This is a genomic window from Streptomyces sp. NPDC126503, assembly GCF_040302405.1.
GTDB classification, from domain to species: domain Bacteria; phylum Actinomycetota; class Actinomycetes; order Streptomycetales; family Streptomycetaceae; genus Streptomyces; species Streptomyces gulbargensis.
This window is the reverse complement of sequence record NZ_JBEORS010000026.1, coordinates 24,408-49,152: the sequence shown is the minus strand read 5'-3', so window position 1 is coordinate 49,152 and position 24,745 is coordinate 24,408. Positions and strand designations below refer to the sequence as shown.

General features: G+C 73.3%; 17 protein-coding genes and 1 pseudogene. 11 read left to right on the top strand and 7 right to left on the bottom strand.

What is annotated here, in order from left to right; all coding sequences use genetic code 11:
* Positions 1 to 74 precede the first annotated feature (74 nt).
* A complete protein-coding gene (locus ABTY40_RS26435; protein ID WP_352061813.1) occupies positions 75 to 758 on the top strand; it encodes a ScbR family autoregulator-binding transcription factor in 684 nt (227 codons plus the stop codon).
* A gap of 22 nt (positions 759 to 780) precedes the next feature.
* Here ABTY40_RS26435 and ABTY40_RS26430 read toward each other — a convergent pair whose 3' ends face one another.
* The gene (locus ABTY40_RS26430) at positions 781 to 1,608 is read right to left on the bottom strand and encodes an AfsR/SARP family transcriptional regulator (protein WP_352061812.1); all 828 of its coding nucleotides are present in this window, start codon (positions 1,606 to 1,608) and stop codon (positions 781 to 783) included.
* 309 nt (positions 1,609 to 1,917) lie between these two features.
* Positions 1,918 to 3,102: an IS701 family transposase gene (locus ABTY40_RS26425; protein ID WP_352061811.1), complete on the bottom strand. Its 1,185-nt coding sequence runs from the start codon at positions 3,100 to 3,102 to the stop codon at positions 1,918 to 1,920.
* A 313-nt stretch (positions 3,103 to 3,415) separates the two neighbouring features.
* On the opposite strand from ABTY40_RS26425, the gene ABTY40_RS26420 reads away from it, so the two are divergent.
* The 3 genes from ABTY40_RS26420 (at position 3,416) to ABTY40_RS26410 (ending at position 7,627) form a co-directional block, all read left to right on the top strand.
* Positions 3,416 to 4,594, top strand: a complete 1,179-nt coding sequence (locus ABTY40_RS26420; protein ID WP_352061810.1) for an acyl-CoA dehydrogenase family protein — start codon at positions 3,416 to 3,418, stop codon at positions 4,592 to 4,594.
* Between the two features lie 508 nt (positions 4,595 to 5,102).
* The gene (locus tag ABTY40_RS26415; protein WP_352061809.1) at positions 5,103 to 6,563 is read left to right on the top strand and encodes a flavin monoamine oxidase family protein; all 1,461 of its coding nucleotides are present in this window, start codon (positions 5,103 to 5,105) and stop codon (positions 6,561 to 6,563) included.
* Positions 6,564 to 6,745: 182 nt separating this feature from the next.
* On the top strand, positions 6,746 to 7,627 hold the full coding sequence (locus tag ABTY40_RS26410; protein ID WP_309049582.1) for an NAD(P)-dependent oxidoreductase: 882 nt from the start codon (positions 6,746 to 6,748) through the stop codon (positions 7,625 to 7,627).
* A 346-nt stretch (positions 7,628 to 7,973) separates the two neighbouring features.
* On the opposite strand, the gene ABTY40_RS26405 is transcribed toward ABTY40_RS26410, so the two are convergent.
* Complete coding sequence (locus ABTY40_RS26405) at positions 7,974 to 8,180, bottom strand: ferredoxin (protein WP_309049581.1); 207 nt, start codon at positions 8,178 to 8,180, stop codon at positions 7,974 to 7,976.
* 28 nt (positions 8,181 to 8,208) lie between these two features.
* Positions 8,209 to 9,342, bottom strand: coding sequence for a cytochrome P450 family protein (locus tag ABTY40_RS26400; protein ID WP_352061808.1), 1,134 nt, complete (start codon positions 9,340 to 9,342; stop codon positions 8,209 to 8,211).
* Between the two features lie 377 nt (positions 9,343 to 9,719).
* Here ABTY40_RS26400 and ABTY40_RS26395 point away from each other — a divergent pair, with 377 nt between their 5' ends.
* Entirely contained in the window at positions 9,720 to 10,571 is an 852-nt protein-coding gene (locus ABTY40_RS26395) for an AfsR/SARP family transcriptional regulator (RefSeq protein WP_352061807.1), read from the top strand.
* Positions 10,572 to 10,737: 166 nt separating this feature from the next.
* Complete coding sequence (gene gdhA, locus ABTY40_RS26390; protein ID WP_352061828.1) at positions 10,738 to 12,078, top strand: NADP-specific glutamate dehydrogenase; 1,341 nt, start codon at positions 10,738 to 10,740, stop codon at positions 12,076 to 12,078.
* Between the two features lie 433 nt (positions 12,079 to 12,511).
* Here gdhA and ABTY40_RS26385 read toward each other — a convergent pair.
* Both ABTY40_RS26385 and ABTY40_RS26380 read right to left on the bottom strand, forming a co-directional pair.
* A pseudogene (locus ABTY40_RS26385) lies at positions 12,512 to 13,858 on the bottom strand (MFS transporter); the annotation flags it as partial.
* Between the two features lie 143 nt (positions 13,859 to 14,001).
* Positions 14,002 to 15,531: an MFS transporter gene (locus ABTY40_RS26380; RefSeq protein WP_352061806.1), complete on the bottom strand. Its 1,530-nt coding sequence runs from the start codon at positions 15,529 to 15,531 to the stop codon at positions 14,002 to 14,004.
* Positions 15,532 to 15,982: 451 nt separating this feature from the next.
* Here ABTY40_RS26380 and ABTY40_RS26375 point away from each other — a divergent pair, with 451 nt between their 5' ends.
* Entirely contained in the window at positions 15,983 to 19,276 is a 3,294-nt protein-coding gene (locus ABTY40_RS26375) for an AfsR/SARP family transcriptional regulator (RefSeq protein ID WP_352061805.1), read from the top strand.
* Between the two features lie 58 nt (positions 19,277 to 19,334).
* On the opposite strand, the gene ABTY40_RS26370 is transcribed toward ABTY40_RS26375, so the two are convergent.
* Positions 19,335 to 19,535, bottom strand: a complete 201-nt coding sequence (locus ABTY40_RS26370) for a hypothetical protein (protein ID WP_352061804.1) — start codon at positions 19,533 to 19,535, stop codon at positions 19,335 to 19,337.
* 359 nt (positions 19,536 to 19,894) lie between these two features.
* Here ABTY40_RS26370 and ABTY40_RS26365 point away from each other — a divergent pair, with 359 nt between their 5' ends.
* From ABTY40_RS26365 to ABTY40_RS26350, 4 genes are all read left to right on the top strand, one after another.
* Entirely contained in the window at positions 19,895 to 21,382 is a 1,488-nt protein-coding gene (locus ABTY40_RS26365) for a flavin monoamine oxidase family protein (RefSeq protein ID WP_352061803.1), read from the top strand.
* Positions 21,383 to 21,606: 224 nt separating this feature from the next.
* A complete protein-coding gene (locus tag ABTY40_RS26360) occupies positions 21,607 to 22,974 on the top strand; it encodes a nucleotide disphospho-sugar-binding domain-containing protein (protein ID WP_352061802.1) in 1,368 nt (455 codons plus the stop codon).
* Positions 22,975 to 24,117, top strand: a complete 1,143-nt coding sequence (locus tag ABTY40_RS26355; RefSeq protein ID WP_352061801.1) for a DegT/DnrJ/EryC1/StrS family aminotransferase — start codon at positions 22,975 to 22,977, stop codon at positions 24,115 to 24,117. It begins immediately after the preceding gene.
* Between the two features lie 14 nt (positions 24,118 to 24,131).
* Positions 24,132 to 24,734: a dTDP-4-dehydrorhamnose 3,5-epimerase family protein gene (locus ABTY40_RS26350; protein WP_352061800.1), complete on the top strand. Its 603-nt coding sequence runs from the start codon at positions 24,132 to 24,134 to the stop codon at positions 24,732 to 24,734.
* Positions 24,735 to 24,745 lie beyond the last annotated feature (11 nt).

The following is a 24,745-nucleotide window of genomic DNA, read 5'->3' as shown; positions in this document are numbered from 1 at the left end:
TTCCGACGCGAGATAAGATACCGGCTAACCGGTCCTTTTCAAGGAATAGTTCAGAACACAAGTACGAGGGGTGGGTGGCTGTGGCGCAGCAGGAACGTGCGATCCGTACCCGGAGGGTCATCCTGGAGGCCGCCGCGGCGATCTTCGACGAGCGGGGTTACGAGTCGACGACCATCTCCGAGATTCTGGAGCGCGCGGAAGTGACGAAGGGTGCTCTGTACTTCCACTTCCCCTCGAAGGGTGACCTGGCCCGGGGGGTCCTCGACGCCGCGGTCACCACGGACGGTGTCCGACCCCAGGCCCTGAAGCTGCAGGAGATGATCGACACCCTGCTCCTGCTGGCCTACCGGCTGCCGCGCGAGCCGATGCTCAGCGCCGCCCTGCGCCTGGCCGTCGACCTCGAATCCCGCCGCAAGTTCGGTACCGCCTGGCCCGACTGGACGGAGCTGCTCGCCGGCTTCCTCAGGGAGGGCAAGGGGCGGGGCGAGGTCCTCCCTCATGTCGACGAGACGGAGATCGGGCGCATGATCGTGGCCACGTGGACCGGCGTCCGTGTGGTGACGGAAGGTCTTCCGGACACCTACGACCTCCCCTGTGAGATCGCCTCGCTCCTCCAGCTCCTCCTGCCTGCCGTCGCCACCGCCACCGTTCTCCCCCGCCTGGAGATCTCGGCGGCCCGCGCCGCCCACCTCTACGACGACATGCCGGCCTGGCGGGCCGAGGTGGCCGAGTCCGACGTCGTCGGACTCACCCACTGACCCGGGCCCGCCCCGCTGGTGTTCACCCTGTGCGAGCCGACTCCCACAGGGGCACCACCACCGCGCCGCCGTGCGGTCCCGGTCCCGCCGGCAGCCGGGACGGGCTGAGCACCCGCTGGTGCAGCCACTGGATGTCCGGCGACGGCTCCAGGCCCAGCTCCTCCCGCAGGATCTGACGGACTTTCCGGTACGCGTCCAGGGCCTCGGCGCGCCGCCCCGCCTGGTGCAGGGCGGCGATGAGCTGCCCGTGGAACCACTCGTTGAGCGGGTAGTCGTGCACCAGGGTGCGCAGCTCGGGGACGAGTTCGCGCAGCCGCCCGAGCCGCCGCATGGCCTCGATCCGCAGCTCCAGGGCGCGGATGCGCAGCTCCTCCAGGTGGACGACCCGGCCGGCCAGCACGTCCCCGGTGGGCACGTTGGAGAGCACCGGGCCCCGCCACAGCGCGAGGCCGAGCGCGAGGGAGTCGGCCGCCGCCTCGTACCGGCCTTCCCGCAATTCGTCCTTGCCCTGCGTGACCAGCCGTTCGAAGACCTTGATGTCGATGGCCGAGTCCTCGACGTTCATCGTGTAACCGCCGAACCGGGTGGTCAGCAGCGCGTGCTCGGAGTCGGGGCGGGCGTCACCGGTCAGCAGCCGGCGCGCGTGGTGGACGTAGGTCTGCACGGTGTTGAGCGCGGACCGCGGCGGGCTGTGCTGCCACAGCTCCTGGATGAAGGTGTCGGGCGTCACGAGATCGTTGGCGTGCGTGAGCAGCAGGGCGAGGATCTGCGAGACCTTGGGCGTTCCCGCCGGAAGGACCTGGCCGTCGTCGGCGATGATCTGGAACGGTCCCATGAGGTTGAACCGCATGACACAACTCTCCTTCGGGGCGTTGGAGCGCCCGCACGCGAGGTAAAAACGGGGTAGGCGGTCTGTTTTGAAGCCCTGAATGTCCCAGGAATCAACAACTCCGGGGACCTCGGGCGGACGGAAGGCTACGGCGGGCCGGGCGGGGGGCGGCCGGACGGAACCGGCGAACGGGGCGGAACGGACGGTCCGGAGGGGGCGAGGAGGCCGGTCGGAACGGACGGGTCCACCATGCCGGAGGGGGCCGGCGGGGGGTCCGGCGTTCCGGGGACGTCCGGGAGGCCGGACGGGCCGGTGGTCGTCACCGCGGGCTCAGCCCGCCCGCAGCAGCAGGGGCCGCGACGCCGTGCGCCGCGCCGCCGCCGGCTCGTGTGCCGCCCGGACGCAGGCCAGATGGGCCACCGAGGCGAGCGTGATGTGCCGGTGCCAGCCCTGGAAGGAGCGGCCTGCGAAGTCCCGCAGTCCGACCCGCTCGGCGGCCAGGGCGTCGTCCCGGTCCACCACCTCGGCGAGCGCGGTCAGGCGCAGGACGTCCGCGGGCCGCACCCCGCAGTCGGCCAGCCACAGGCGGGCGGCCGCCAGATCGCCCTCGGGCCACTCCGCCACCAGCAGCCGCTGCCCGCTGGTGCCCCGGCCGCCGTCGGGGGCCCCGGGCAGCACGACGGGGACGGCCATCGACAGGCGCCGCCCGGCGGCCGGGCGCAGGTGGGGCCGCCACAGACGCCGCAGCGAGGTGAGGAGCCGGGCGGCGGGCAGCGGCAGGCCGCCGTGGCCCGGCAGGGCCAGCGGGTCGACGCGTAACCGGATCTGCCCGTCCACCCGCTGGATCAGCGGCACCCCGGACCGGCCGAAGCGCCGCCCCATCCGCAACGGGTCGAGCCCCGGGGTGTCGAGCACCACGGGGCGGACGGCGCCGGGCAGCGAACGGGCCGCCCGCAGGGCGACGTCGCCGGCGTTCTCCTCCGGGCTCAACGCCCGGCTGGTCGCGGGTATGTGGGCCCGCCTGCGGCGGGAGGGGTCCTCGACCCAGTCGGACGGCAGCACGAGCTGCCAGTTCACGGGCACGCCCGCGGCCGGCGAGGCCAGCCAGGCACCGAAGGACTGCTGGCCCGTGACGGACCGCCCGAGCTCCGGGACGTAGTACTCCGCCACGCCGACCGAGTGCTCGCCCGCCTTCGGCACGACGGTCGGGCGGACCACCCAGGCCAGCGGGTTCAGCAGTTCGTGGGCGTGCCGGGCGAGGCCGCGGCGGACGGGCTCCCACTCCCAGGAGGACTCGCTGATGAAGTGGTGGACGCTCTGCTTGCGGGCCGCCTGGCCGCCGAACTGGCCGGCCACGTTGCGCAGGGTCTTGCGCCCGTCCGCGGCCAGCAGCCCCGCGACGTACTCCTCGGCCTTGAGCCGCTGGTCGCTGCGCGGCAGCGAGGCGAACAGGTCGAGGGGCACCGCCGCCAGCGTCTCGTGGAACGTCGGGCCGGTGGTCGAGCTCGCGTACATGTCGGTCAACTCCCTGCGAAACCGTGGCGTCCGTTTCCGGTCATGGCACGCCGAGGGAAGCCCGAGCGTGCGTGGAGCCGCACGGCGGGGCCATCAGCCAAATGAAACCACACACCCGGTTTGTTATGGGGTCCTTGTGAGTGACCATCACATCGTTCTGCCCCGAACATCCGGGAAAGTCAGGGAAACTCCTTCACGACTCCCCGACAACCGGCCGGCCCGAGGGAGCGGGATTACCCGGGCGTTACTCCGCGTGAACTCGGCCCGTGCATGCTCGATCCGGTTGTTTCCAGCCGAGATATGAGGAGTCACGATGGCCGCGCCCGTGAACGAAGCCGAGTCCGTGCTGCAGGCGGTGAGGGAGTTCGTTCCCCGCCTGCGCGAGAACGGTCTCGAAGCCGAGAACCGAGGCTGGATCCCGGACGAGAACATCGAGCTGCTGGAGAAGGCGGGCGTCTTCCGCATCGCGGTGCCGAAGCGGTTCGGCGGGCTGGACCTGCCGGTGGCCGAGCAGGCCGCCATCGTCGCCGAGATCGGCCGCGGCTGCGGCTCCACCGGCTGGGTCACGTGCGCGTGGGTCTCCAGCGGCTGGATCGCCACCCAGTACCCGGACAAGGCGCAGGAGGAGATCTTCGCCGACGGCTCCGTCCGCATCTCCGGCGGCTTCACCCCGACCGGCACGGCGGTGGAGACCGAGGGCGGCTACCTCCTCAACGGCACCTGGCGCTTCAACACGGGCATCAAGGGCGCCGACTGGAACATCTACGCGGCCATGCTCAAGCGGCCCGGCCAGGAGGACGCCGAGGTCTTCGCCATCGTCCCCGCCTCCGAGGTCTCCGTCGCCGACGACTGGGACGTCACCGCCGCCGCCGGCACCGGCAGCTCGACCACCTCGGTCAAGGACCTCTTCGTCCCGGCGCACCGCGTCGTCGACGGCATCGAGGTCATCGAGGGCCTGGTCGGCGACCGCTCCAACACGGGCGCGAACGGCCGCAACTACGGCCTGACCGCCTACGTGATGGCGCTCTCCGTCCCCGTCTACATCGGCCTCGCCCGCGCCGCCCTCGAGGTCTTCCTCCAGCGGCTGCCCGGAAAGGGCATCGCCTACACCCACTGGGCCGAGCAGCGCGAGCACCCCTACACCCAGATCAAGGTCGCCGTGGCGGCGAACAAGATCACCGCGGCCGAGGGCCTCGCGGCGGGCTGGCTCCGCCTGATGCAGAGCGGCGCCGACGCCGGCGAGCAGCTGACCGTCGAGCAGAAGGCCACCATGCGCGGCCAGTTCGGCTACGCGGTGCAGCTCGCCAAGGAGGCCGTCCAGGAGCTCCACGACATCAGCGGCGCCTCGATCATCGCCCGCACCGCGCCCTTCCAGCGCATCAAGCGGGACATCGAGGGCCTGTACCTGCACGGCCTGATGACCCCCGTCGGCAGCCTGGAGGCCCACGGCCGCGTCCTGGTCGGCCTCGACCCGAACACCGACTACCTCTAGACCGACCCGGGCCGCGCCACCGCCGGGCCCGCGCACCCCGGAGGCCTCCGCGCCCCGGGGAGCGCGCCGGCGGCGGCTCCGGCCCCACCGAACCCGGCCGCCGGCCCGACCGGCCGCGGCCACCGAAGCCCGGAACACCGGCGCCGCCGAGCCCGCGGCGCCTCCGGTCACCCGTGCCCGCGCCGTACGCGTCCGTCGCACACGCTCGCGTACGGCCCGCCGGCACCACCCCCGCGCACCACGGACGCGCACCCAGGACCCGCGTCCCGCCCCACCCGGCGCACCGCCCGCCGGCCCACGCGTCACGCACCGGGCGCCCCACCAGGCGCCGTGCCTCACGCGGCCACGTATCACCCGCATGACGCGCACCAAACGCACCACGGGTGTTTCGCGCACCCCGCGCTTCACCCCCCACACGTCCGGGCCCGCGCGCCGCGACCCCACCGCGCCCCGGGTCCCACCCCCACCCGCAGAGCCACTTCCCTACGGCAGAGACGGAAAGACAACGGTGAACTCCGAGAAGATCAGAACGGCCGCGGACGCCACGGAGCCGCAGGTCCGCCGCCCCTCCCGCCGCAGCATCCTGCGGGCCGGTGCCGCGATCACCGCGGCCTCCGCCCTGTCGGCCGCGGTCTCCGGCGGCCTGGCCCACGCGGAAGACGGCACGGAAGAGACCGTCACCTACGACGCGATCATCGTGGGCGCCGGCTACGCGGGCGTCACCGCCGCACGTGACCTGGCCCGGCAGGGTCTGCGCGTCATGCTCCTCGAGGCCCGCAGCCGCATCGGCGGCCGCACCTGGACCGACACCTTCGCCGGCCACGCCGTCGAGATGGGCGGCACCTGGGTCGACCCGGCCTCCCAGCCGCACGTCGGTGCCGAGCTGAATCGTTACGGCATCGGCCTCGTCGAGGACGCCGCGCCGGAGCGCACCTTCCTGCCGACGCCGACCGGCCCGCAGGAGTTCACCCCCGCCCAGGGCTTCGGCCAGCTCGGTCTCACCTACGAGCGGATCTTCGAGGGCTCCACGCAGTACTTCGAGCGGCCCTTCGAGCCCCTCTACCGCTCGGACCTGATCACCGCCAAGGACAAGCTGTCCCTGCGTGACCGGCTCAACCAGATGGCGCTCACGCCGGAGGAGGAGCTGCTGGTCAACGGCCAGACCGCGGTGTACTCGGGCGGCTCCAGCTCCACCGGCGCGCTGACCATGCTCGCCCACTGGTGGGCCCTGTCCGGCCACAACAACACCGGCTGGAACAACACCATGCGCTACCGCATAGCCGGCGGCACGGCGGCCCTGATCAACGCCATGCTGAAGGAGGCCCAGCCCACCCTGCGGCTGAACGCGCCCGTCTCCCAGATCACGCAGGGCAGCAGCGGCTACTACTACGTCACCACGCGGACCGGCCGCAGCTACCACGCGCGCGGTGTCATCCTCGCGGTGCCGGTCAACGTCTGGAAGAACATCAAGTTCTCCCCGGCGCTTCCCGCCGCGCAGACGACCGCCACCACCCAGGGCATCGCCGTCAAGACCGGCACCAAGCTGTGGATCAACGCCCGCAGCCCCCAGGGCCGGTTCTACGCCCAGGGCAAGGAGGGCGGCTCCCCGATCACCATGGTGATCCCGGACAAGCCGACCGCCGAGGGCAACCTGTTCATCGCCTTCAGCACCGACCCGACCCTGGACCCGAACAACGTGACCCAGGTCCGTTCGGCCATCCAGCAGCTCGGCGCCAACCTCGACATCGTCAGCATCAAGGCGCACCGCTGGGGCAGCGACGAGTTCGCCGGCGGCGGCTGGGCCTTCCGCAAGCCGGGCCAGCTGACCTCCCTCTACCCGGCGGTCACCCAGCCCTCGGGCCGGCTCGCCTTCGCCAGCGGTGACATCGCCAACGGCTGGAGCGGCTACATCGACGGAGCGATCGAGTCCGGCAAGCGCGCCGCGCAGCACATCGCCGCGAACGTCTGACCCACGGCCCCCCGGCCGGCGGCCGGGGGGCCATCAGGGGCCACCGCGCCCCGCCCGCCCAGGAGTTACCGGCCGGTGAGGGGCCGGTGAGAGGCACACCCCTAGCCTCGTACGCATGGATGCACGGCACACCGATGCCGTGCATTCACGCTGTGCGCGTCAAAGAGAAAGTGTGCCTCGTCATGAACTCCACTGCACCCGCACCGGTCTCGGTCCTCGGCCTCGGCCTCATGGGCCAGGCGCTGGCCGGCGCCTTCCTGAAGGCCGAGATCCCCACCACGGTGTGGAACCGCTCGCCGGAGAAGGCCGAGACCCTCGTCGCGAACGGCGCCGTGCTCGCCCCCTCGGCGGCCGACGCGATCGCGGCCTCCTCCCTGATCGTCGTGTGCGTCACCGACTACGACGTCTTCCACGCCGTGCTCGACCCGCTGGGCGACGCCCTGCGCGGCAAGACCATCGTCAACCTCACCTCGGGTCACTCCGAGGGCGCCCGCGAGACCGCCGCCTGGGCGGCCGAGCGCGGCGTCTCCTACCTCGACGGCGCCATCATGGCGATCCCGCCCGTCATCGGCACCGAGCACGCCACCCTGCTGTACGCCGGTCCGCAGGACGTCTTCGACGCCCACGAGGCCACCCTCGCGAGCCTCGGCGCCGCCACCCACCTCGGCGCGGACCACGGCCTGGCCTCGCTGTACGACGTGGCCCTGCTCGGCATCATGTGGGGCGTCCTCAACAGCTTCCTGCACGGCGCCGCGCTCCTGGAGACCGCGAACGTCAAGGCCTCCACCTTCGCCCCGCTCGCCAACAACTGGATCGGCGCGGTCACCAACTTCGTCTCCGCCTACGCGGGCCAGATCGACGAGGGCAGCTACCCCGCGCACGACGCCACCATCGACACCCACTGGGCGACGATGGTGCACCTGATCCACGAGAGCGAGGTGACCGGCGCCAGCGCCGAGCTGCCGAAGTTCGTCAAGGAGCTCACCGACCGGGCGATCGCCGCCGGCCGGGGCGGCGACAGCTACGCCGCGATGATCGAGCAGTTCCGCAAGCCCTCCGCGTAACCCCCCCGCCGGCGGTCCCCGCCGCCCCGCCGTACGGCCCCGTCGTCACCGCCCGGCGCGGCGGTCCGGCGGTCCGGCGGCGGACCGCCGGTGTCCGCGCTCCTGCGACGACCGCGGACACCGGCGGTCCGAAACGGCCGTCCGGCACCCGCACACGGGAGGCGCACCACCCGGGAGGAACCCGGGAGGAACCCGGGAGGAACGGAGCCCGGAACGCGCGCACCCCGCGGACACGGCCCGCCGGGCCGCCCGCACGCACCGAAGCTCCGGGGGGCACCCGTCATGGTGCCCGCCGGAGCTTCGTGGTGTGCCGGGAGAGGACCCCTCAGACCCCTCCCGGCGGTCGTCAGGCCGCCTCGGGAGTCAGCAGCAGTGCCTCCGTCGGGCAGCACTCCGCCACGTCCATGGCGGCCTGGATGGCCTCCTCGCCCTCCAGCACGTCCTGCAGCACCACGCCCTTGCCGTCCTCCACACGGAACAGCTGCGGGTTCATGGCGACGCAGGTACCCGCGCCGGCGCAGGCCTTCAGGTCGATCGTGAGCCTCATCTTCATCGCGGGTCGCCTCCGAGTCTCAGCGCGGTCAGGAACCGGAACCGTGCAGGTCGACCGGGAGCGCCAGCACGCTCCGCAGCAGCCAGCTCTCGGCGTACGTGATCTGGTCGCGCGGCACCGCGAGGCGGGCGTTCGGGAACCGCTCGAAGAAGGCCGGGATCGCGATCCGGGACTCCAGGCGGGCCAGCGCCGCGCCCAGGCAGTTGTGCAGGCCGTGCCCGAGACCGAGGTGACGCGGACCCGTGCGCGTGATGTCCAGCGCGTCCGGGTTCTCGAAGACCTCCGGGTCACGGTTGGCGGACTGCAGCGCGGCGATCACCGTGGAGCCCTTGGGGATGGTCGCTCCGGCGAACTCCACGTCCTGGGTGGCGAAGCGGATCAGGGCCACCGTCAGCGCCCCGTCGTACCGCAGGAACTCCTCCACCGCGGAGTCGGCCAGCTCGGGCCGCTCGGCGAGCAGCTTGCGCTGGTCCGGGTGGTCCATGAGCGCGAGGATCGCCGAACCGATCAGGTTCCGGGTGGTGTCCAGACCGACCATGATCATCAGAGCGACCATGGCGATGAGCTCGTTCTCGTTCAGGCGATCCTCGCCGTCACGGGCGGCGATGAACACCGACGTCAGGTCCTCGCCGGGGTTGCGGCGCTTCTCGTCGATGATCTCGCGGCCGTAGTCGACGATCTCCTGGTACGCGAGCGTCGACTCCGTCATCCGCTCGGGGTCGACGACCAGGGCCTTCTCGATGGCGTGCAGGATCTGCCGGAACTTGTCCAGCGGAATGCCCAGCACACGGCCGATGACCTCGGCCGGCACGGTGCTGGCGAACTCCATGACGTCCGGCTTCTCCATCGCCTCCAGCCGGTCGAGGGCGGAGCTCACGATCTCCCGTGTCGGCTCCTCCCACAGCGCGGTGCGCCGCGGCGTGAAGGCGCTCATCGCCAGCTTCCGGACCCGGGTGTGGTCCGGCGGGTCGAGCACGGAGAGGATGCGCTCGATGACCGTGCCGGAACCGAAGACCAGGCCCGACTTCTTGAAGTCGTCGGTCGCCCAGACGGTCGCGTCACTGCTGAAGCGCTGGTAGTCGCCCAGGAGCTCCTTCACGTCCTCGTAACGGGACACGATCCACATCGGCAGATCGCCGACCGGGAAGGTGAGCTGGTGCACCGGGGCGTTCTTGCGGAGCCACGCGAACGCAGGATACGGATCCTGGAAATAGTCGTGACCGAAAAGATCTGGCGCAAGCGCCGAGGATGTCATCGCTGCCCTCTCCATCAGGAAGGTGATCCGAGTCGACGTCGAACAACGTCCACGTGCTCTGCCGAGGAGGCTACGAGGGGGGGTTCAACCTTCCGGTCATGCGGTGGTAATCGGCCAACCGGCGTACAGAGCAAGCCGGTTCGCGCCGCCGCGGGCGGAGCGCGGGCCAATTGACACTCTCTCCGCCGGGGGCCGCGGCCCTCCCGGGGTTCGTGGCTACCGTGTGCAGTCCACGCCGAGGCATGTGCGAAGCGGACGCCGACGACTGAACAGGAGCGTGTGCAGTGCAGTTCAATCTCATCGGCCCGTTCGAGATCACCACCGACGACGGCCGAGAGCTCGCTCCCAGCGCGCCGAGAATCCGTCAGATGCTCGCGCTGCTCGCGCTCCAGCCCCGCGAGACCGTCTCCATCGACGCCCTCGTCCAGGAACTGTGGGCCGACGACGCCCCGCCGAGCGCCCTGAAGATCGTCCACACCCACGTCTCGCAGGCCCGCCGCCTGTTCACGGAGGAGGCGGTCACCTCTCCCGGCCGCGACCTGCTGCTCACCCGGGCGCCGGGCTACCTGCTCCAGGTGAACGACGACGAGGTCGACGTCATGAGCTTCGAGAGCTTCATCAAGCGCGCCCAGTGGGAGTTCGCCGAGGGCACCCCCGGCCGCGCCGCCGACTTCCTCGGCCGCGCCCTCGCCCTGTGGCGCGGACCCGTGCTCAGCGACGTCGCCGTCGGCTCCACCCTCGCCGGCTGGATCGCCCGGGTCGAGGAGCTGCGCATACGCGCCCTCGAACTCCACGTCGAGGTCGAGAACCACTTCGGCCGCTACCGGGAGCTCCTGCCCGAGCTGCGGACGCTGGTCAACGACTACCCCCTTCACGAGTGGTTCCACGGCCAGCTCATCTCCGCCCTGCACCGGGCCGGGCGCCGCGGCGAGGCCCTGGAGGCGTACGGGAACCTCTACCGCCTCCTCAAGAGCGAACTCGGCCTCGCCCCCTCGCCCGACCTGCGCCGCCTCCAGACCGAGATCCTCAACGCGGCCGGCCCCGACCTCACCCTCTCGCCGCGCCGCCGGCCCGCCCGGGACCGCAGCGACCTCCCGCCGCTGCCCCCGTTCCCGGCCGTCGCCATCGCCGGCTGACCCGGCGGGGGCCGCCCGGCACGGCCCTTGTACCGTCCGTACCAGGTCCCTCTTCGGGGGTGCACGGGGTACGGAGGCACATCGCACCGCCCAGGGACCCGCACCGTCCCACCGAACAGGAAAGAACCAGATGACCGCGCTCCCCACCCAGCCCGTTCACCGGGACATGCCCGCCCTGCTCCGCCCCCTGCACGCGGAGGTCCTGCGGCGCAACCCCGGCGAACCCGAGTTCCACCAGGCGCTCGGCGAGGTCCTGGAGTCCCTGGAACCGGTGCTCACCGCGCGCCCCGAACTTCTGGAGGCCCGCGTCCTGGAGCGGCTCGTGGAGCCCGAGCGGCAGCTGATCTTCCGCGTGCCGTGGCAGGACGACGCCGGCCGCGTCCACGTCAACCGCGGCTTCCGCGTCGAGTTCAACAGCGCGCTCGGCCCCTACAAGGGCGGCCTGCGCTTCCACCCGACGGTCGGCCTCGGCACCGTGAAGTTCCTCGGCTTCGAGCAGATCTTCAAGAACGCCCTCACCGGCCTGGGCATCGGCGGCGGCAAGGGCGGCAGCGACTTCGACCCGCGGGGCCGCTCCGACGCCGAGGTCATGCGCTTCTGCCAGTCCTTCATGACCGAACTGCACCGCCACCTCGGCGAGCACACCGACGTCCCCGCCGGTGACATCGGCGTCGGCGGCCGCGAGATCGGCTACCTCTTCGGCCAGTACCGGCGCATCACCAACCGCTGGGAGGCCGGCGTCCTCACCGGCAAGGGCATCGGCTGGGGCGGCTCCCTCGTCCGCGCCGAGGCCACCGGATACGGCAACGTCCTCTTCGCCCGGGAGATGCTGCGGACCCGGGGCGAGGACCTGGAGGGCCGTCAGGTCACCGTCTCCGGCTCCGGCAACGTCGCCCTCTACTCCATCGAGAAGGCGCAGGCGCTCGGCGCGCACGTGCTCACCGCCTCCGACTCCGGCGGCTACGTCGTCGACGAGAAGGGCATCGACCTCGCCCTCCTCAAGGAGATCAAGGAGCACGAGCGCGGCCGCGTCAGCGACTACGCCGAGCGCCGGGGGGCCTCGGCCCGCTACGTGGCCGGCGGCAGCGTCTGGGACGTCCCCGCCGACGTCGCCCTCCCCTCGGCCACCCAGAACGAACTGGACGCCGACGCCGCGCGCACCCTGGTCCGCAACGGCGTCAAGGCGGTCTCCGAGGGCGCCAACATGCCCACCACCCCCGAGGCCGTCCGCGTCCTGCGCGAGGCCGGCGTCCTCTTCGGCCCGGGCAAGGCCGCCAACGCGGGCGGCGTGGCGACCAGCGCCCTGGAGATGCGGCAGAACGCCGCCCGCGAGTCCTGGACCTTCGACCAGGTCGAGACCCGGCTCGCCGGCATCATGCGCGATATCCACGAGACCGTCCGTACGACCGCGGAACGCTACGGGGCCCCCGGAGACTACGTCGTGGGCGCCAATATCGCCGGATTCGAACGCGTCGCCGACGCGATGCTCGCCCAGGGCGTCGTCTGACCGGTCCGGACGACGGAGGCCCCGCGACGGCCGGTACGGGCCGGCGCGGCGCCTGCGGGTCCGTACCGTCCCCGGACGGCGCGCCCGTGGCGGCCGGTACGGCACGGGCCGGGACTTCCGGCTCCGTACCGCCGCCGGGCGGAGCGGCCGTGGCGGCCGGTACGAGAGGGGGCGCGGTCCCCGGCCCCGTACCGCCGGGCGAGGCCGCGGGGGACGGGTCCGGGGTGCCCGCCGGCACGGCGTACGGGACCGGCCGGCGGCGGGTCGCGGCGGCGGTGATCGCGGCTATCGCGAGGGCGGCGACGGCCAGGACGGTCATCACCGTGCGGAACGCGTCCAGCCAGTCGGGCGCGCCCGACCCCGGGGCGGCGGCGCCGCCGGGGGAGAGGCGGTGGAAGAAGACGAGCCCGGTGAGGGCGATGCCGAGGACGCCCGCCGTCTCCTGCGCCGTGCCGAGGACACCGGCCGCCATGCCGGTCAGGCGCGCCCGTACGCCCGCCAGCGCGGCGGCCGTCAGCGGGGCCATGAGCAGCCCCATGCCGGCCCCGGTCACGGCGAGTCCGCCGATCAGCCCCACGGGCAGCCCGGTGGCGGCGACGGAGGAGGCGGACCAGCCGATCAGCGCGAAGCCCGCCGCGAGGACCGTGCCGCCGAGGACGGCGATCCGGTTGCCGAGCCGGCCGGTGAGCCGGCCCGTCTGCATGGAGGCGGCGAAGAAGGAGGCGTTGAGCGCGACGCCGACCACGCCCGCCGTCACCGGTGACATGCCCCGGCCCTCCTGGAGGAAGAGGGACAGCACGAACGTCAGCCCCGCCGACCCCCCGAACAGCAGGGCCACGCACACCACGCCCCGGCTGAAACCGGGGTCCCGGAAGACCACCGGGTCCAGCAGCGGGCTGCGGCCCGCCGCGATCCGGCGCCGCTGGTGCGCGGCGAACCCCGCGAGCAGCGGCAGGGACAGGCCGAGGCTCACCCACGTCCAGGCCGGCCACCCGGACTCGCGGCCGACGACCAGCGGCAGCACCAGCGCCACGAGCCCGGTGGCGGACAGCACCGCCCCGAACGGGTCGAGCCCCCGCGCCCCGGTCCCGGAACCCGCCCCGTCCGCCGGCAGCAGCCGCACCATCGCCAGCGCGAGCACCCCCAGCGGCACGTTGATGAGGAAACAGGCCCGCCACCCGAGCCCGCCCAGGTCCGCCGCCAGCAGCAGCCCGCCGACGGCCTGTCCGCCGGTCCCGGCGACGCCCACGGTCGCCCCGTACCAGGCGAAGGCCCGCGCCCGGTCGGCGCCGGGGAACATGCGGCCGATCAGCGCGAGGACCTGAGGTGCCATCAGCGCGGCGGCGAGCCCCTGCGCGATCCGCGCCGCCACGAGGAACCCCGGCCCCGTCGCCAGCCCGCACGCCGCCGACGCGCCGGTGAACAGCGCGAGCCCCACGACGAACACCCGCCGCGGCCCGTACAGGTCGCCGAGCCGCCCGGCGGTGATGAGGCCGATGGCGTACGCGAGGCCGTACCCGACGAGCACCGCCTGCAGGGCGGTCCGTCCCGCGTCCAGGTCGCGGCGGGTCGCCGGCGCCACCGCGTTGACGATGAAGAAGTCGAGCGTCGTCATGAACACCGCGGCGAGCACCACGAGCAGGGCCCACCAGCGGGTCCGCCCCTCCGTTTTGGCCCGTCTCCCGGCTCTGTCCCGGTGGCCGGTTCCGGCCCGGTCCTGGGTTCCGGCCCGGTTCCCGGCCGGGCTGCGATGGGCGGGGAGGCGTACGACCGACGGCATGCGGTCCTCCTGACGGGGGGAGCGGACGGGCCGGGGAACGGCGCAGGGGTAGCCCGGATGGAGCTCGGGCTACCCCTGTGCGGTGGTGCGTGACGGACACGGACCGGTGGTGCGTGGCGGTGCGGTGACCAAGCCCGCCGGGCTCAGTGACCGGCCGGCACGTGCACCTTCTGCGCCTCGGCGGAGGCGCCGTCACCGGCGGCGACCGGCGGCTGGGCCGGCTTGCGGCTCAGCAGCAGGAGCAGCGCGGTGACCAGGCCGACCATCGCGAAGATGGCGGTGGCCAGGAACCCGGCCTGGAAGCCGTCGTTGAGGCCGGCGGCGTCCGTGCCGGTGGTGTAGGCGAAGGCCACCGAGGAGGCGATGGCGATGCCGAGCGCGGCGCCGATCTGGAAGACCGCGTTGTTGATGCCGGAGACCAGACCGGACTCCTCCGGCTTGGCACCCGTCAGCGAGGCGATCGACGCGGCCACGTTCGTGGAGCCGATACCGGAGCCGAAGATGACCAGGCCGAAGAACAGGTCGCTCCAGTAGCCGCCGTTCGGGTCGATCTGGGTGAGCAGGAGCAGACCGACGGAGAGCAGCGTCATACCGACGATGGCGATCGGCTTGTAGCCGACCTTCGCGACGAGCCGGGCGCTGACGTTCGCGCCGATGATCGACATCAGGGCGTAGATCGCGGTGCTCAGACCGAACTTGACGGCGCTGTAGCCGAGCACCTGCTGGGCGTAGAGCGAGGTGATGAGCGCACCGCCGTAGACCGCCATGGCGACGATGATCATCAGGATGTTGCCGCCGACGACCGTGGGGGAGCGGAAGATGCGCAGCGGGATCAGCGGGGCCTGCGACTTGCTCTCGATGACGGTGAAGACGACCAGCAGCACGGCGGCGGCGATCAGCATCCAGACGGTCTGACCGCTGCCCCAGCCGACGATCGGGGCCTCGGAGACCGCGTACACCAGGAGGGCGATGGCGGCGGTGATGGTGATGGCGCCGGCCGGGTCGAAGCGGCGGCGGCCGGCACGGACCGGGGTCTCCTTCAGCAGACGCGGGCCGAAGATGAGGACCGCGGCGACGACCGGGACGTTGATGTAGAAGATCCACTCCCAGCCCAGGCCGTCGGTGATCGGGCCACCGATGAGGAGGGCGGCGGTGGCACCGAAGGCGCCGATGCCGGTCCAGATGCCCAGCGCCTTGTTGCGCTCCGGGCCCTCGGCGAAGGTGTGCATGAGGACGGCCATGGCGGTCGGCGTCATGACGGCGGCGGCCACACCCTGGATGACACGGGCGGTGATGAGCACCTCGTCGGTCCACGCCAGACCGCACAGCACCGAGGCGACACCGAACAGGGCCGTGCCGAAGAGGAACATCCTGCGCCCGCCGAGCAGGTCGGCGGTGCGCCCGCCGAACATCAGCAGACCGCCGAAGCTCAGCAGGTAGGCGCTCATCACCCACTGGATGCCGCCGGCCGCGAAGCCGAGCTCCGTCTCGATGGCAGGCAGCGCGAGCATGACGATCTGCGAGTCGACGATCACCATGAAGAACGAGGCGACCAGCAGGGTGAGCGCCAGCCAGCGGCGCGGGTCGGGGGCCGAGCCGGTACGGTCCGCCAGGCCCTGCGACCCGACGTCCGTGGCCTGGCTCGTTCGGTTGTTACGGGATTCGCGAGACATGGGGTCCTCGATTCCTCGATTCCTGATCTCTGGGTCTCCGGCGGTCCGGAACCTTTGCGGGGGTCTCGGGCGTTCAGGAGTCGCTGCGTGCCTGGCCGCCGTCCGCTTCCTTACGACGGCTTTACGAACACCCTGGCCCCTGCTTCTCTCGGCACCCTCACGCCCGGCTCCCGAACGTCACCTCGCGCGCTCACGGGCTCTCACGGCCTCTCACGGCCGCTCCCGCCCGGTGTTTGCGCGCTGCGGCCCGGTGTTCCCGCGCCTCCCGGCACCCGCGGCCCGCCCCGTACCACTCCCGCTCCCGTACGACCAGGCCGCCCCGCCCCGGCACGGGCCCGCGCCGTACCCCGCCCGGCGGCCGCCCCCGCCCCCGTACCGCCGCTCACGGCGTCCTCACGGCCCCGCACGTCCACCGCCCCCCGCCGCCCCGCGGCTGGGCTACTGTGCGGCCATGCGCTTCCGGGTACTGGGTCTTCTTGAGGTGTGGACCACGGACGGCAGACCGGTCCCCCTGGGGGAACCCAAGGTCCGCGCCCTCCTCGCCGACCTCCTCATACACGCCGGCCGGCCCGTCTCCACGGACCGGCTCCTCGACGACATGTGGGGCGAGGATCTCCCCGGTAAACCCGCGGCAGCCCTCCAGACCAAGGTCTGGCAACTGCGCCGCACCCTGGAGGAGGCGGAGCCCGGCGGACGGGCCCTCGTCGTCTCCCGCGCCCCCGGCTACCTCCTGGACGTCACCCCCGACACCATCGACGCCGGCCGCTTCGCCGACCTGACGGCCCAGGCCCGCGCCACCACCGACCTCCACGCCAAGGTCGCGCTGCTCACCGACGCCCTCGCCCTGTGGCGCGGCCCCGCCTACACCGAGTTCGAGAACGAGGCCTTCGCCCGCCGGGCCGTGCAGCACCTCGAGGAACAGCGCGTCTCCGCCCTGGAGGAGCAGGCCGCCGCCCGCCTGGCCCTCGGCGAACACCACCTGCTCGCCGACGAACTCGCCGGCCTGGTCGCCGCCCACCCGCTGCGCGAACGACTCCACGCCATTCACCTGCGGGCCCTCTACCGCGCCGGCCGCCAGAACGACGCCCTCGACGGCTACGCCCGCCTCCGCGCCCGCCTGCGCGACGAGCTCGGCCTCGACCCGGGCGCCGAACTCACCGCCCTCCACCAGGCGATCCTCCAGCAGGACCCGTCCCTCGACGCCCCCGCGACCACCGCCGCCCCGGCCGGGGCCGCCGCCCCCGCGTCCGGCGCCCCGCGGCAGCGCGGCAACCTGCCCGTCCCCCTCACCGAACTCGTCGGCCGCACCGACGACCTGACGGCCCTGCGGACGCTCCTCACCGACACCACCGGCCCCCGCGGCCGGCTCGTCACCCTCACCGGGCCCGGCGGCGTCGGCAAGACCCGCCTCGCCCTCGAGGCGGCCGCCCAGGCGGCCGACGCCTTCCCGGACGGCGCGTGGCTCGTCGAACTCACCGGCCCGGCCGCCCGCCCCGACACCTCCGGTGACGTGTCCGCCACCGCCCACGTCGTCGCCGCCGCCCTCGGCATGCGCGACGACACCACCCCGGACGGCGCCGACGACCGCCCCGACACCCCGGCCGAACGGCTCGCCACCGCCCTCCACGCCAAACGCGCCCTGCTGCTCCTCGACAACTGCGAGCACGTCGTGGACACCGTCGCCGAACTCACCGGCACCCTCCTCGCCCGCGCCCCCCACCTGCGGGTCCTCGCCACCAGCCAGGAACCCCTCGGCATCACCGGCGAGATCCTCCGGCCCGTCGGCCCGCTCGCCCTGCCCGACACCACCGCCACCGGCCCCGACCACCTCGGCCGCGCCGAGGCCGTCCAGCTGTTCGTCGCCCGCGCCCAGGCCGCCGACCCCGGCTTCGCCCTCACCGCCGACAACGCCGAGGCCGTCGCCGCCGTCTGCCGCCGCCTCGACGGCATCCCGCTCGCCCTCGAACTGGCCGCCACCCGCGTCCGTACCCTCGGCGCCCGCGAACTGGCCGCCCGCCTCGACGACCGCTTCCGCGTGCTCGCCGCCGGCCGCCGCGACGCCCCCGCCCGCCAGCGCACCCTCCGCGCGGTCATCGACTGGAGCTGGGAACTCCTCACCCCCGCCGAGCAGACCGTCCTGCGCCGCCTCGCCGTCCACGCCGACGGCTGCACCCTGGACGCCGCCGAAGCGGTCTGCGCCGACGACGCCCTTCCCGCCGCCGAGGTCCTCGACCTCCTCGCCCGCCTGGTCGACCGGTCCCTCGTCGTCGCCGCCGACACCCCGGCCGGTGTGCGCTACCGGCTCCTCGAATCGGTGGCCGCCTACGGCCTCGAACGCCTCGACGACGCCGGTGAGACCACGGAGGTACGCCGCCGGCACGCCCGCCACCACCTGGCGCTCGCCGAGACCGCCGCCCCGCACCTGCGCGGACGCGATCAGCGCACCTGGCTCGAACGCCTCGACACCGAGGCGGGCAACCTCCGCGCCGCCCTGGAGACCTGCGTCCGCACCGGCGCCGCCGACGACGCCCTGCGCCTGGTCATCGCCCAGTCCTGGTACTGGTTCCTGCGCGGGCGGCTCGGCGAGGCACTGCGCTCCTTCGACCAGGCCCTCTCCGTCCCCGCCGACGACACCGCCGTCTGCCGTGCCCACCACGCCGACGCCACCGTGCGCCGCGCGGCCCTCGCCCTGCACTCCGGCGACGCCGAGGGCCCCGCCCGTGCCGCCGCCGCCTTCCCCCTCATCGACCACATCGCCGACCCCTGCGACCGGGCCCACGCCCTGTGGCTGCTCTCCTTCACCCTGTACGGCTCCGGCGACCTCGCCTCCAACCAGGACCGGGCCACCACCGCGCTCGCCGCCTTCGAGGAACTCGGCGACCCGTGGGGCCGCGCGGCCGCCCTCACCGTCCGCGCCGGACACGCCCTCATCCGCGGCGACTTCCCCGCCGCCTCCCGAGACGCCGGCGTCAGCCTCGGCCTCTTCCGCGAACTGGGCGACCGCTGGGGCCAGTTGAGGGCCGGCGACCTGCTCGCCCAGCTCGCCGAGATCCACGAGGACTACGACGAGGCCACCCGCATGCACCGCGACGGCCTGCGCATGGCCGAGGAGCTCGGCCTGTGGACCGACGCCTCCTACAAATGGTCCGGCCTCGGCCGCATCGCGCTGCTCACCGGCGACCACGCCGAGGCCCGCCGCTTCCACGAGCACGGCCTGCGCCTCGCCGCCGAGCAGGCCCACAAGCGCGGCGAACAGTTCGCCGAGACCGGCCTCGCCCTCGTCGCCCGCCGCGAGGGCCGCCTGGACGACGCCGAGGCCCACCTCACCAAATGGCTCGACTGGCTCCGCGCGGTCTACGGAGACCTCGGCACCGCCCTCGTCATGGCCGAGCTCGGCTTCATCGCCGAACAGCGCGGCGACGCCGACACGGCCCGCGCCCACCACCTCGCCGGCTACGCCGCCGCCCGCGAGACCGGCGACCCCCGCGCCCTCGCCCTCGCCCTCGAAGGACTCGCGGGCACCTACGCGCTGACGGGCCACCACACCCACGCCGCCCGCCTCCTCGGCGCCGCCACCGCCGCCCGCGCATCCGTCGGCCGACCCCTGCCCCGTACGGAGAGCGGCGACGTCGACCGCATCTCCGCCGCCGTACGGGAAGCCCTCGGCGAGGAGCTCTACACCAAGGAACTCACCACCGGCCGCACCTTCGACGCCCACGACCCGGCTCTCCTCGAAGGCGTGTGACCCCGCCACTCACGGGGCCGCCCACCTTTCGTCGGAGTCAGGTCCGGCGGCACCCGGCTCAGGCAGGAGCGCCGGAGTCTCCGCCGTCGATGACGGTCAGGCCCTTGCGCGTCACGTCGCCCGCGTACGGGTCGGGCGCGTCGGCAGGGATGTCCTGGACGGCCCGTCTCTGGGCGGCGCCGTCGCCGTTGAAGACGAAGTCGGCGCGGAGGCGCCAATTCCGCCCGTCGGCGTAGATGCCCCACATCGAAACCGTCAATCGGACCAACCTCGGTACCACCCCCCTGGCCAGGACGGCCACGGCCCGACGCCACCGCGCGGAGCGCCGCCGTCCCGCGGAGCGCCGGCCGGGGTCCACGTACCAAGACCGCGCGGGTTCCCCCGACCCGTTCTCAAGGTCCCCCACGCCCCCGTCACTCCCACTTCACTCCGCCCATGACCCGCCGATGAGCGGCCGGTGAGCGGGGGCTTGGTCCCGTGGCCGGATCGTGTGGTGAGGTGGTGCCGCCTCCGCGGGCCCGGCCGGATCCGGCCACCGTCGCGAGAAGCGCCCCTCCTTCCCCGGTCCGACCGGACCGGCCTGGGCCCGCCCTTTCCAGCCGACCCAGGGAGAGCACTTTGGCGTCCCAGCACACCCCCGTCACGGCCGTGACCGGCACGGCCCCCCCGCCCACCCCCCGCCGCACCGTCCTCAAGGCGGCCGGCCTCGCGACCCTCACCGCCACCGCGGCCACCGCGTTCGGCGCGGCCGCCGCCTTCCCGGCCCACGCCGAGGAGTCCCGGCCCACCGACCCGTACGACGTGATCGTCATCGGTGCCGGCTTCGCCGGGATCGCCGCCGCCCGCGCCGCCCGCGCCCAGGGCAGGCGCACCCTCCTCCTGGAGGCCCGCTCCCGCATCGGCGGCCGCACCTGGACCGGTACCTTCGCCGGTGAGCAGGTCGAGATGGGCGGCGCCTGGGTGCACCCGGTGCACACCCGCGTCTGGCACGAGATACAGAGCCACGGCATATCCCTCGTCGCCGACGACACCCCGCCCGACAGCCTCGTCCTGCCGTCCGGCAGCGGCTTCGCCGCCTTCTCGCCCGACGAGGCGGGCACCCGGCTCGGGGAACTGCTCACGGACTTCTTCGCCGGAGCGGAGTCGTACTTCCCCCAGCCCCACGACCCGCTCCTGCGGGCCGATCTGCTCGCCGAACCCGACCGGCTGACCCTGCGCGACCGGCTCGACCAGCTGCGGCTCTCCCCCCAGGACGACGCATGGCTGGCCGGCCACACCGCCACCGCCGGCGGCACCAACACCCGCGGCGCCTATACCGCCCTGGTCCGCCAGTACGCCCTGTCGGGCTGGGACCTCGGCACGTACAACGGCCTCAACGCCTACCGTCCCGTCAGCGGCATGACCGGTCTCGCCACCGCCATGCTGCGGGACCAGCCCGTCACCCTCCGGCTCAACAGCCCGGTGGCCGCCGTCACCGACACCGGCAGCCGCGTCTTCGTCGACACCCGCCGCGGCGAGCGCTTCACCGCCGCCTCGGTCGTCGTCGCCGTCCCCGCCAACATGTGGAACACGATCGCCTTCCCAGCGGGCCTTCCCCGCGAGTTCGCCGCCGCGTCCGCCGCCGGCATCGCCGTCCCCCACGCCAAGAAGATCTGGATGAAGGTCCGCGGCGGCGCCGGCCGGTTCCTCGCCCAGGGCACCGAGACCGGCAGCCCCCTCATCGGGGTCGTCCCGCACACCGTCCTCGCCGACGGCTCCCTGCTGATGATCGGCTTCAGCGTCGACCCGGCCCTGGACCACACCAGCCTCACCCAGGTCCAGGCCGCGCTGCGCCGCTTCTCGCCCGACGCCGTCGTGGAGGCCCTCGTCTCCCAGGACTGGGGCGCCGATCCGTACGCCCGCGGCGGCTGGTCGTTCATGCGGCCCCTGCAGCTCACCCGGCAGCTGCGCACCCTCCAGCAGCCGTACGGGCGGCTGGTGTTCGCCGGCAGCGACATCGCCGCCGGCTGGTCCGGCTTCGTCGAGGGCGCCGTCGAATCCGGCGAACACGCCGCCGGTCTCGCCCTGGAGATCGCCTCCCGCCGGTCGGTCCTGACGGCCGCCTGACACCCCGCACGAGGAAGGGCCGGAGCGGAACCCCCGCCCCGGCCCTTCCGCATGACCGGAAACGGCGCAGGTGGGAGAGGTGAACGGGAAGAGTGGGTTACCCGGCGATGAGACGGCGGTGAGAAGTTTCCAGCTACGGTCAAGAAAATTCCAACCGCGCCCCACGGGGATGCGCTGTGTGCAGTGACGGCGCGGTTGAGGACACGACCGATGGAGTCACTCTCTTGCGAGTCCTCTTCACCGTCTGGCCCGCGACCGCCCACCTCTATCCGATCGTTCCGCTCGCCTGGGCGCTGCAGAGCGCCGGGCACGACGTGCGGATCGCCGCCCATCCCGCCATGGCCCCCGTCATCACCTCCGTGGGGCTCACCGCCGTCCCGCTGGGCGACCCGGCGGCCGTCCCACCGCCCCGCGCGGCCAACCGGCCGCTCTCCGCCGAGGCCGAGCAGCGGCTCGACCGGCTCACCGAACGGCTCGACCTGGACGCGGACGGCCAGTACGCGTGGGGCGCCTTCCGCCGCTTCATGATTCCGTGCCTGCGGGACTTCCACCCGGCCGACGCCTCCCCCTCCGACCCGATGCCGGCCGTCGACGAGCTCGTCGCCCACGCCCGCTCGTGGCGCCCCCATCTGATCGTCTGGGACCCCTGCTGGCCGTCGGCCGCCGTCGCCGCCCGCGTCTCCGGCGCCGCCCACGCCCGCCTCCTGTGGGGCCTGGACTACTTCGCCTGGGCCGGTGAGACCCTCGCCGCCCGGCGCGCCGCCCTCGGCCCGGACGCGCCCGCCTTCGGCGAGAACCCGCTCGTCGAGGCGGTCCGACCCGTCGCCGAGCGGTACGGCGTCGACGTCGACGACGAACTCCTGTACGGGCAGTGGACCGTCGACCCGATACCGGCGCCCATGCGGCTGCCCACCCGCGTCCGCACCGTCCCCCTGCGCTGGGTGCCCTTCACCGGCACCGGCCCGCTCCCCGACTGGCTGCGCAACCCGCCCGAGCGGCCCCGGGTCGCCCTCTCCCTCGGGGTGTCGGTACGGAAGTTCTTCAAGGACGGCGCCGACCGGGTCGAGGCCCTCCTGGACGCCGTCGCCGGTCTCGACGCCGACGTCGTCGCGACCCTCGACGCCGACCAGCTCGACGGACTGCCGCCCCTGCCCGGCAACGTCCGCACCGTCGACTACGTGCCGCTCAACCAGCTCCTGCCGACGACCTCCGCGATCATCCACCACGGCGGCATCGGCACCTTCGCGGCGGCCGCCGCCTTCGGCGTCCCGCAGCTCGTCAACGACGAGGAGAGCGAGTTCGTCGTCGTGGACGACCACGGCACGCACTCCACCTTCCGCGAACGCCACATGGACGCACCGCCCACCTCCGCCTACGTACGGCGGCGCGGCGCGGGCCTCTCCCTCGACCGCCACACCCAGTCCACCGCCGAGATGCGCGAGCGGATCCGCCGCGTCCTGCGCGAGGACTCCTTCCGGGCCGGCGCGGCGGGCATCCACGACGACCTGCTGGCCACCCCGAGCCCCCACGACCTCGTCCCCGTCCTGGAACGCCTCACCGCCCGGCACGCCGCCCGCGGATCGGAGCAGTAGATGATCAACGTCTTCCAGCCCAGCCTCGGCGAGGAGGAACTCGCCGCCGTCGCCGAGGTCTTCGCCGACAACTGGCTCGGCCACGGCCCCCGCACCCAGAAGTTCGAGGCCGAGTTCGCCGCCCACCTCGGCGTCGACCCACGGCACGTCCTGTTCATCAACTCCGCCACCGCCGGACTGTTCCTCGCCACCGAACTCCTCGGCCTCGGCCCCGGCGACGACGTCGTGCTGCCGTCCATGAGCTTCGTCGCCGCCGGCAACGCCGTCGCCGCCACCGGCGCCCGGCCCGTCTTCTGCGACGTCGACCCCCGCACCCTCAACCCGACCGCCGAGGACGTCGAACGCGCCCTCACCCCCCGCACCAAGGCCGTCGTCGTCCTCCACTACGGCGGCTACCCCGGCGACATCGAACGCGTCGCCGCCCTCTGCCGCGACCGCGGCGTCCACCTCGTCGAGGACGCCGCCTGCGCCGTCGCCTCCGACGTCCGCGGCACCCGGGCCGGCACCTTCGGCGACCTCGCCATGTGGAGCTTCGACTCCATGAAGGTCCTCGTCACCGGCGACGGCGGCATGCTCTACGTACGCGACGCGGAACTCGCCCGCACCGCCCGCACCCTCGCCTACCACGGTCTCGAACAGTCCAGCGGCTTCGCCGCCGCCAAGGTCTCCGCCCGCTGGTGGGACCTGAACGTCCGCGCCTTCGGCCGCCGCGTCATCGGCAACGACGTCACCGCCGCCATCGGCAGCGTCCAGCTCCGCCGGCTGCCCGGGTTCACCGCCCGCCGGCGCGCGATCGCCGAGACCTACGACCGGCTCCTGGCCGGCGCCGACGGCATCACCACCCCGCCGCCCCTGCCCGACGGCCACACCAGTTCGTACTACTTCTACTGGGTCCAGCTGGAGAGCGCGCGCGTCCGCGACGCCGTCGCCGCCGACCTCCTCGAACGCGGCGTCTACACCACCCTGCGCTACCCGCCGCTCCACAAGGTGCCCGCCTACGGCGCCGACGCCGACGCCGACCTCCCCGGCACCGACCGGGCCGCCGACACCACCCTCCTGCTCCCGCTCCACCAAGGGCTCGACGACGCCGACGTCCGCACCGTAGCCGGCGAACTGCGCAAGGCCGTCGAGCACCGGACCTGACCGGAAGGCCCCCCGTGCACACAGCGGAAACCGCCGTCCCCGGGGCGTACGTCCTCACCCCTGACCTGCTGGCCGACGAGCGCGGCTCCTTCCACGAGGCCCTGCGCGTCCCCGCCCTGGAACGGCTCACCGGCCGGCCCTTCACGCCCCGCCAGATCAACTACTCCACCTCGCGCCGCAACACCCTGCGCGGCATCCACGGTGTCACCGTCCCACCCGGCCAGGCCAAGTTCGTCACCTGCGTCCGCGGCGCCGTCCGCGACATCGTCGTCGACCTGCGCGTCGGCTCCCCGGCCTTCGGCCACCACCACACGACCCTGCTCGACGCCGCCTCCGGGCGGTCCGTGTACGTCCCCGAGGGCGTCGGCCACGGCTTCCTCACCCTCACCGACGACACCTGCGTCTGCTACGTCCTCTCCAGCGAGCACGTGCCCGGCACCCAGGTCGACATCGACCCCCTGGACCCTGACCTCGCACTGCCCTGGGGATTCACCGAGCCGCCCCTCATGTCCGCGAAGGACACCCACGCGCCCGGCGTCGAGGCCGCACGCCTCGCCGGTCTGCTCGCCTCCTGGGACGACGTGGCCCCCGGCGGCGCACCCACACCACAGCTGTGAGGAGAACCCCG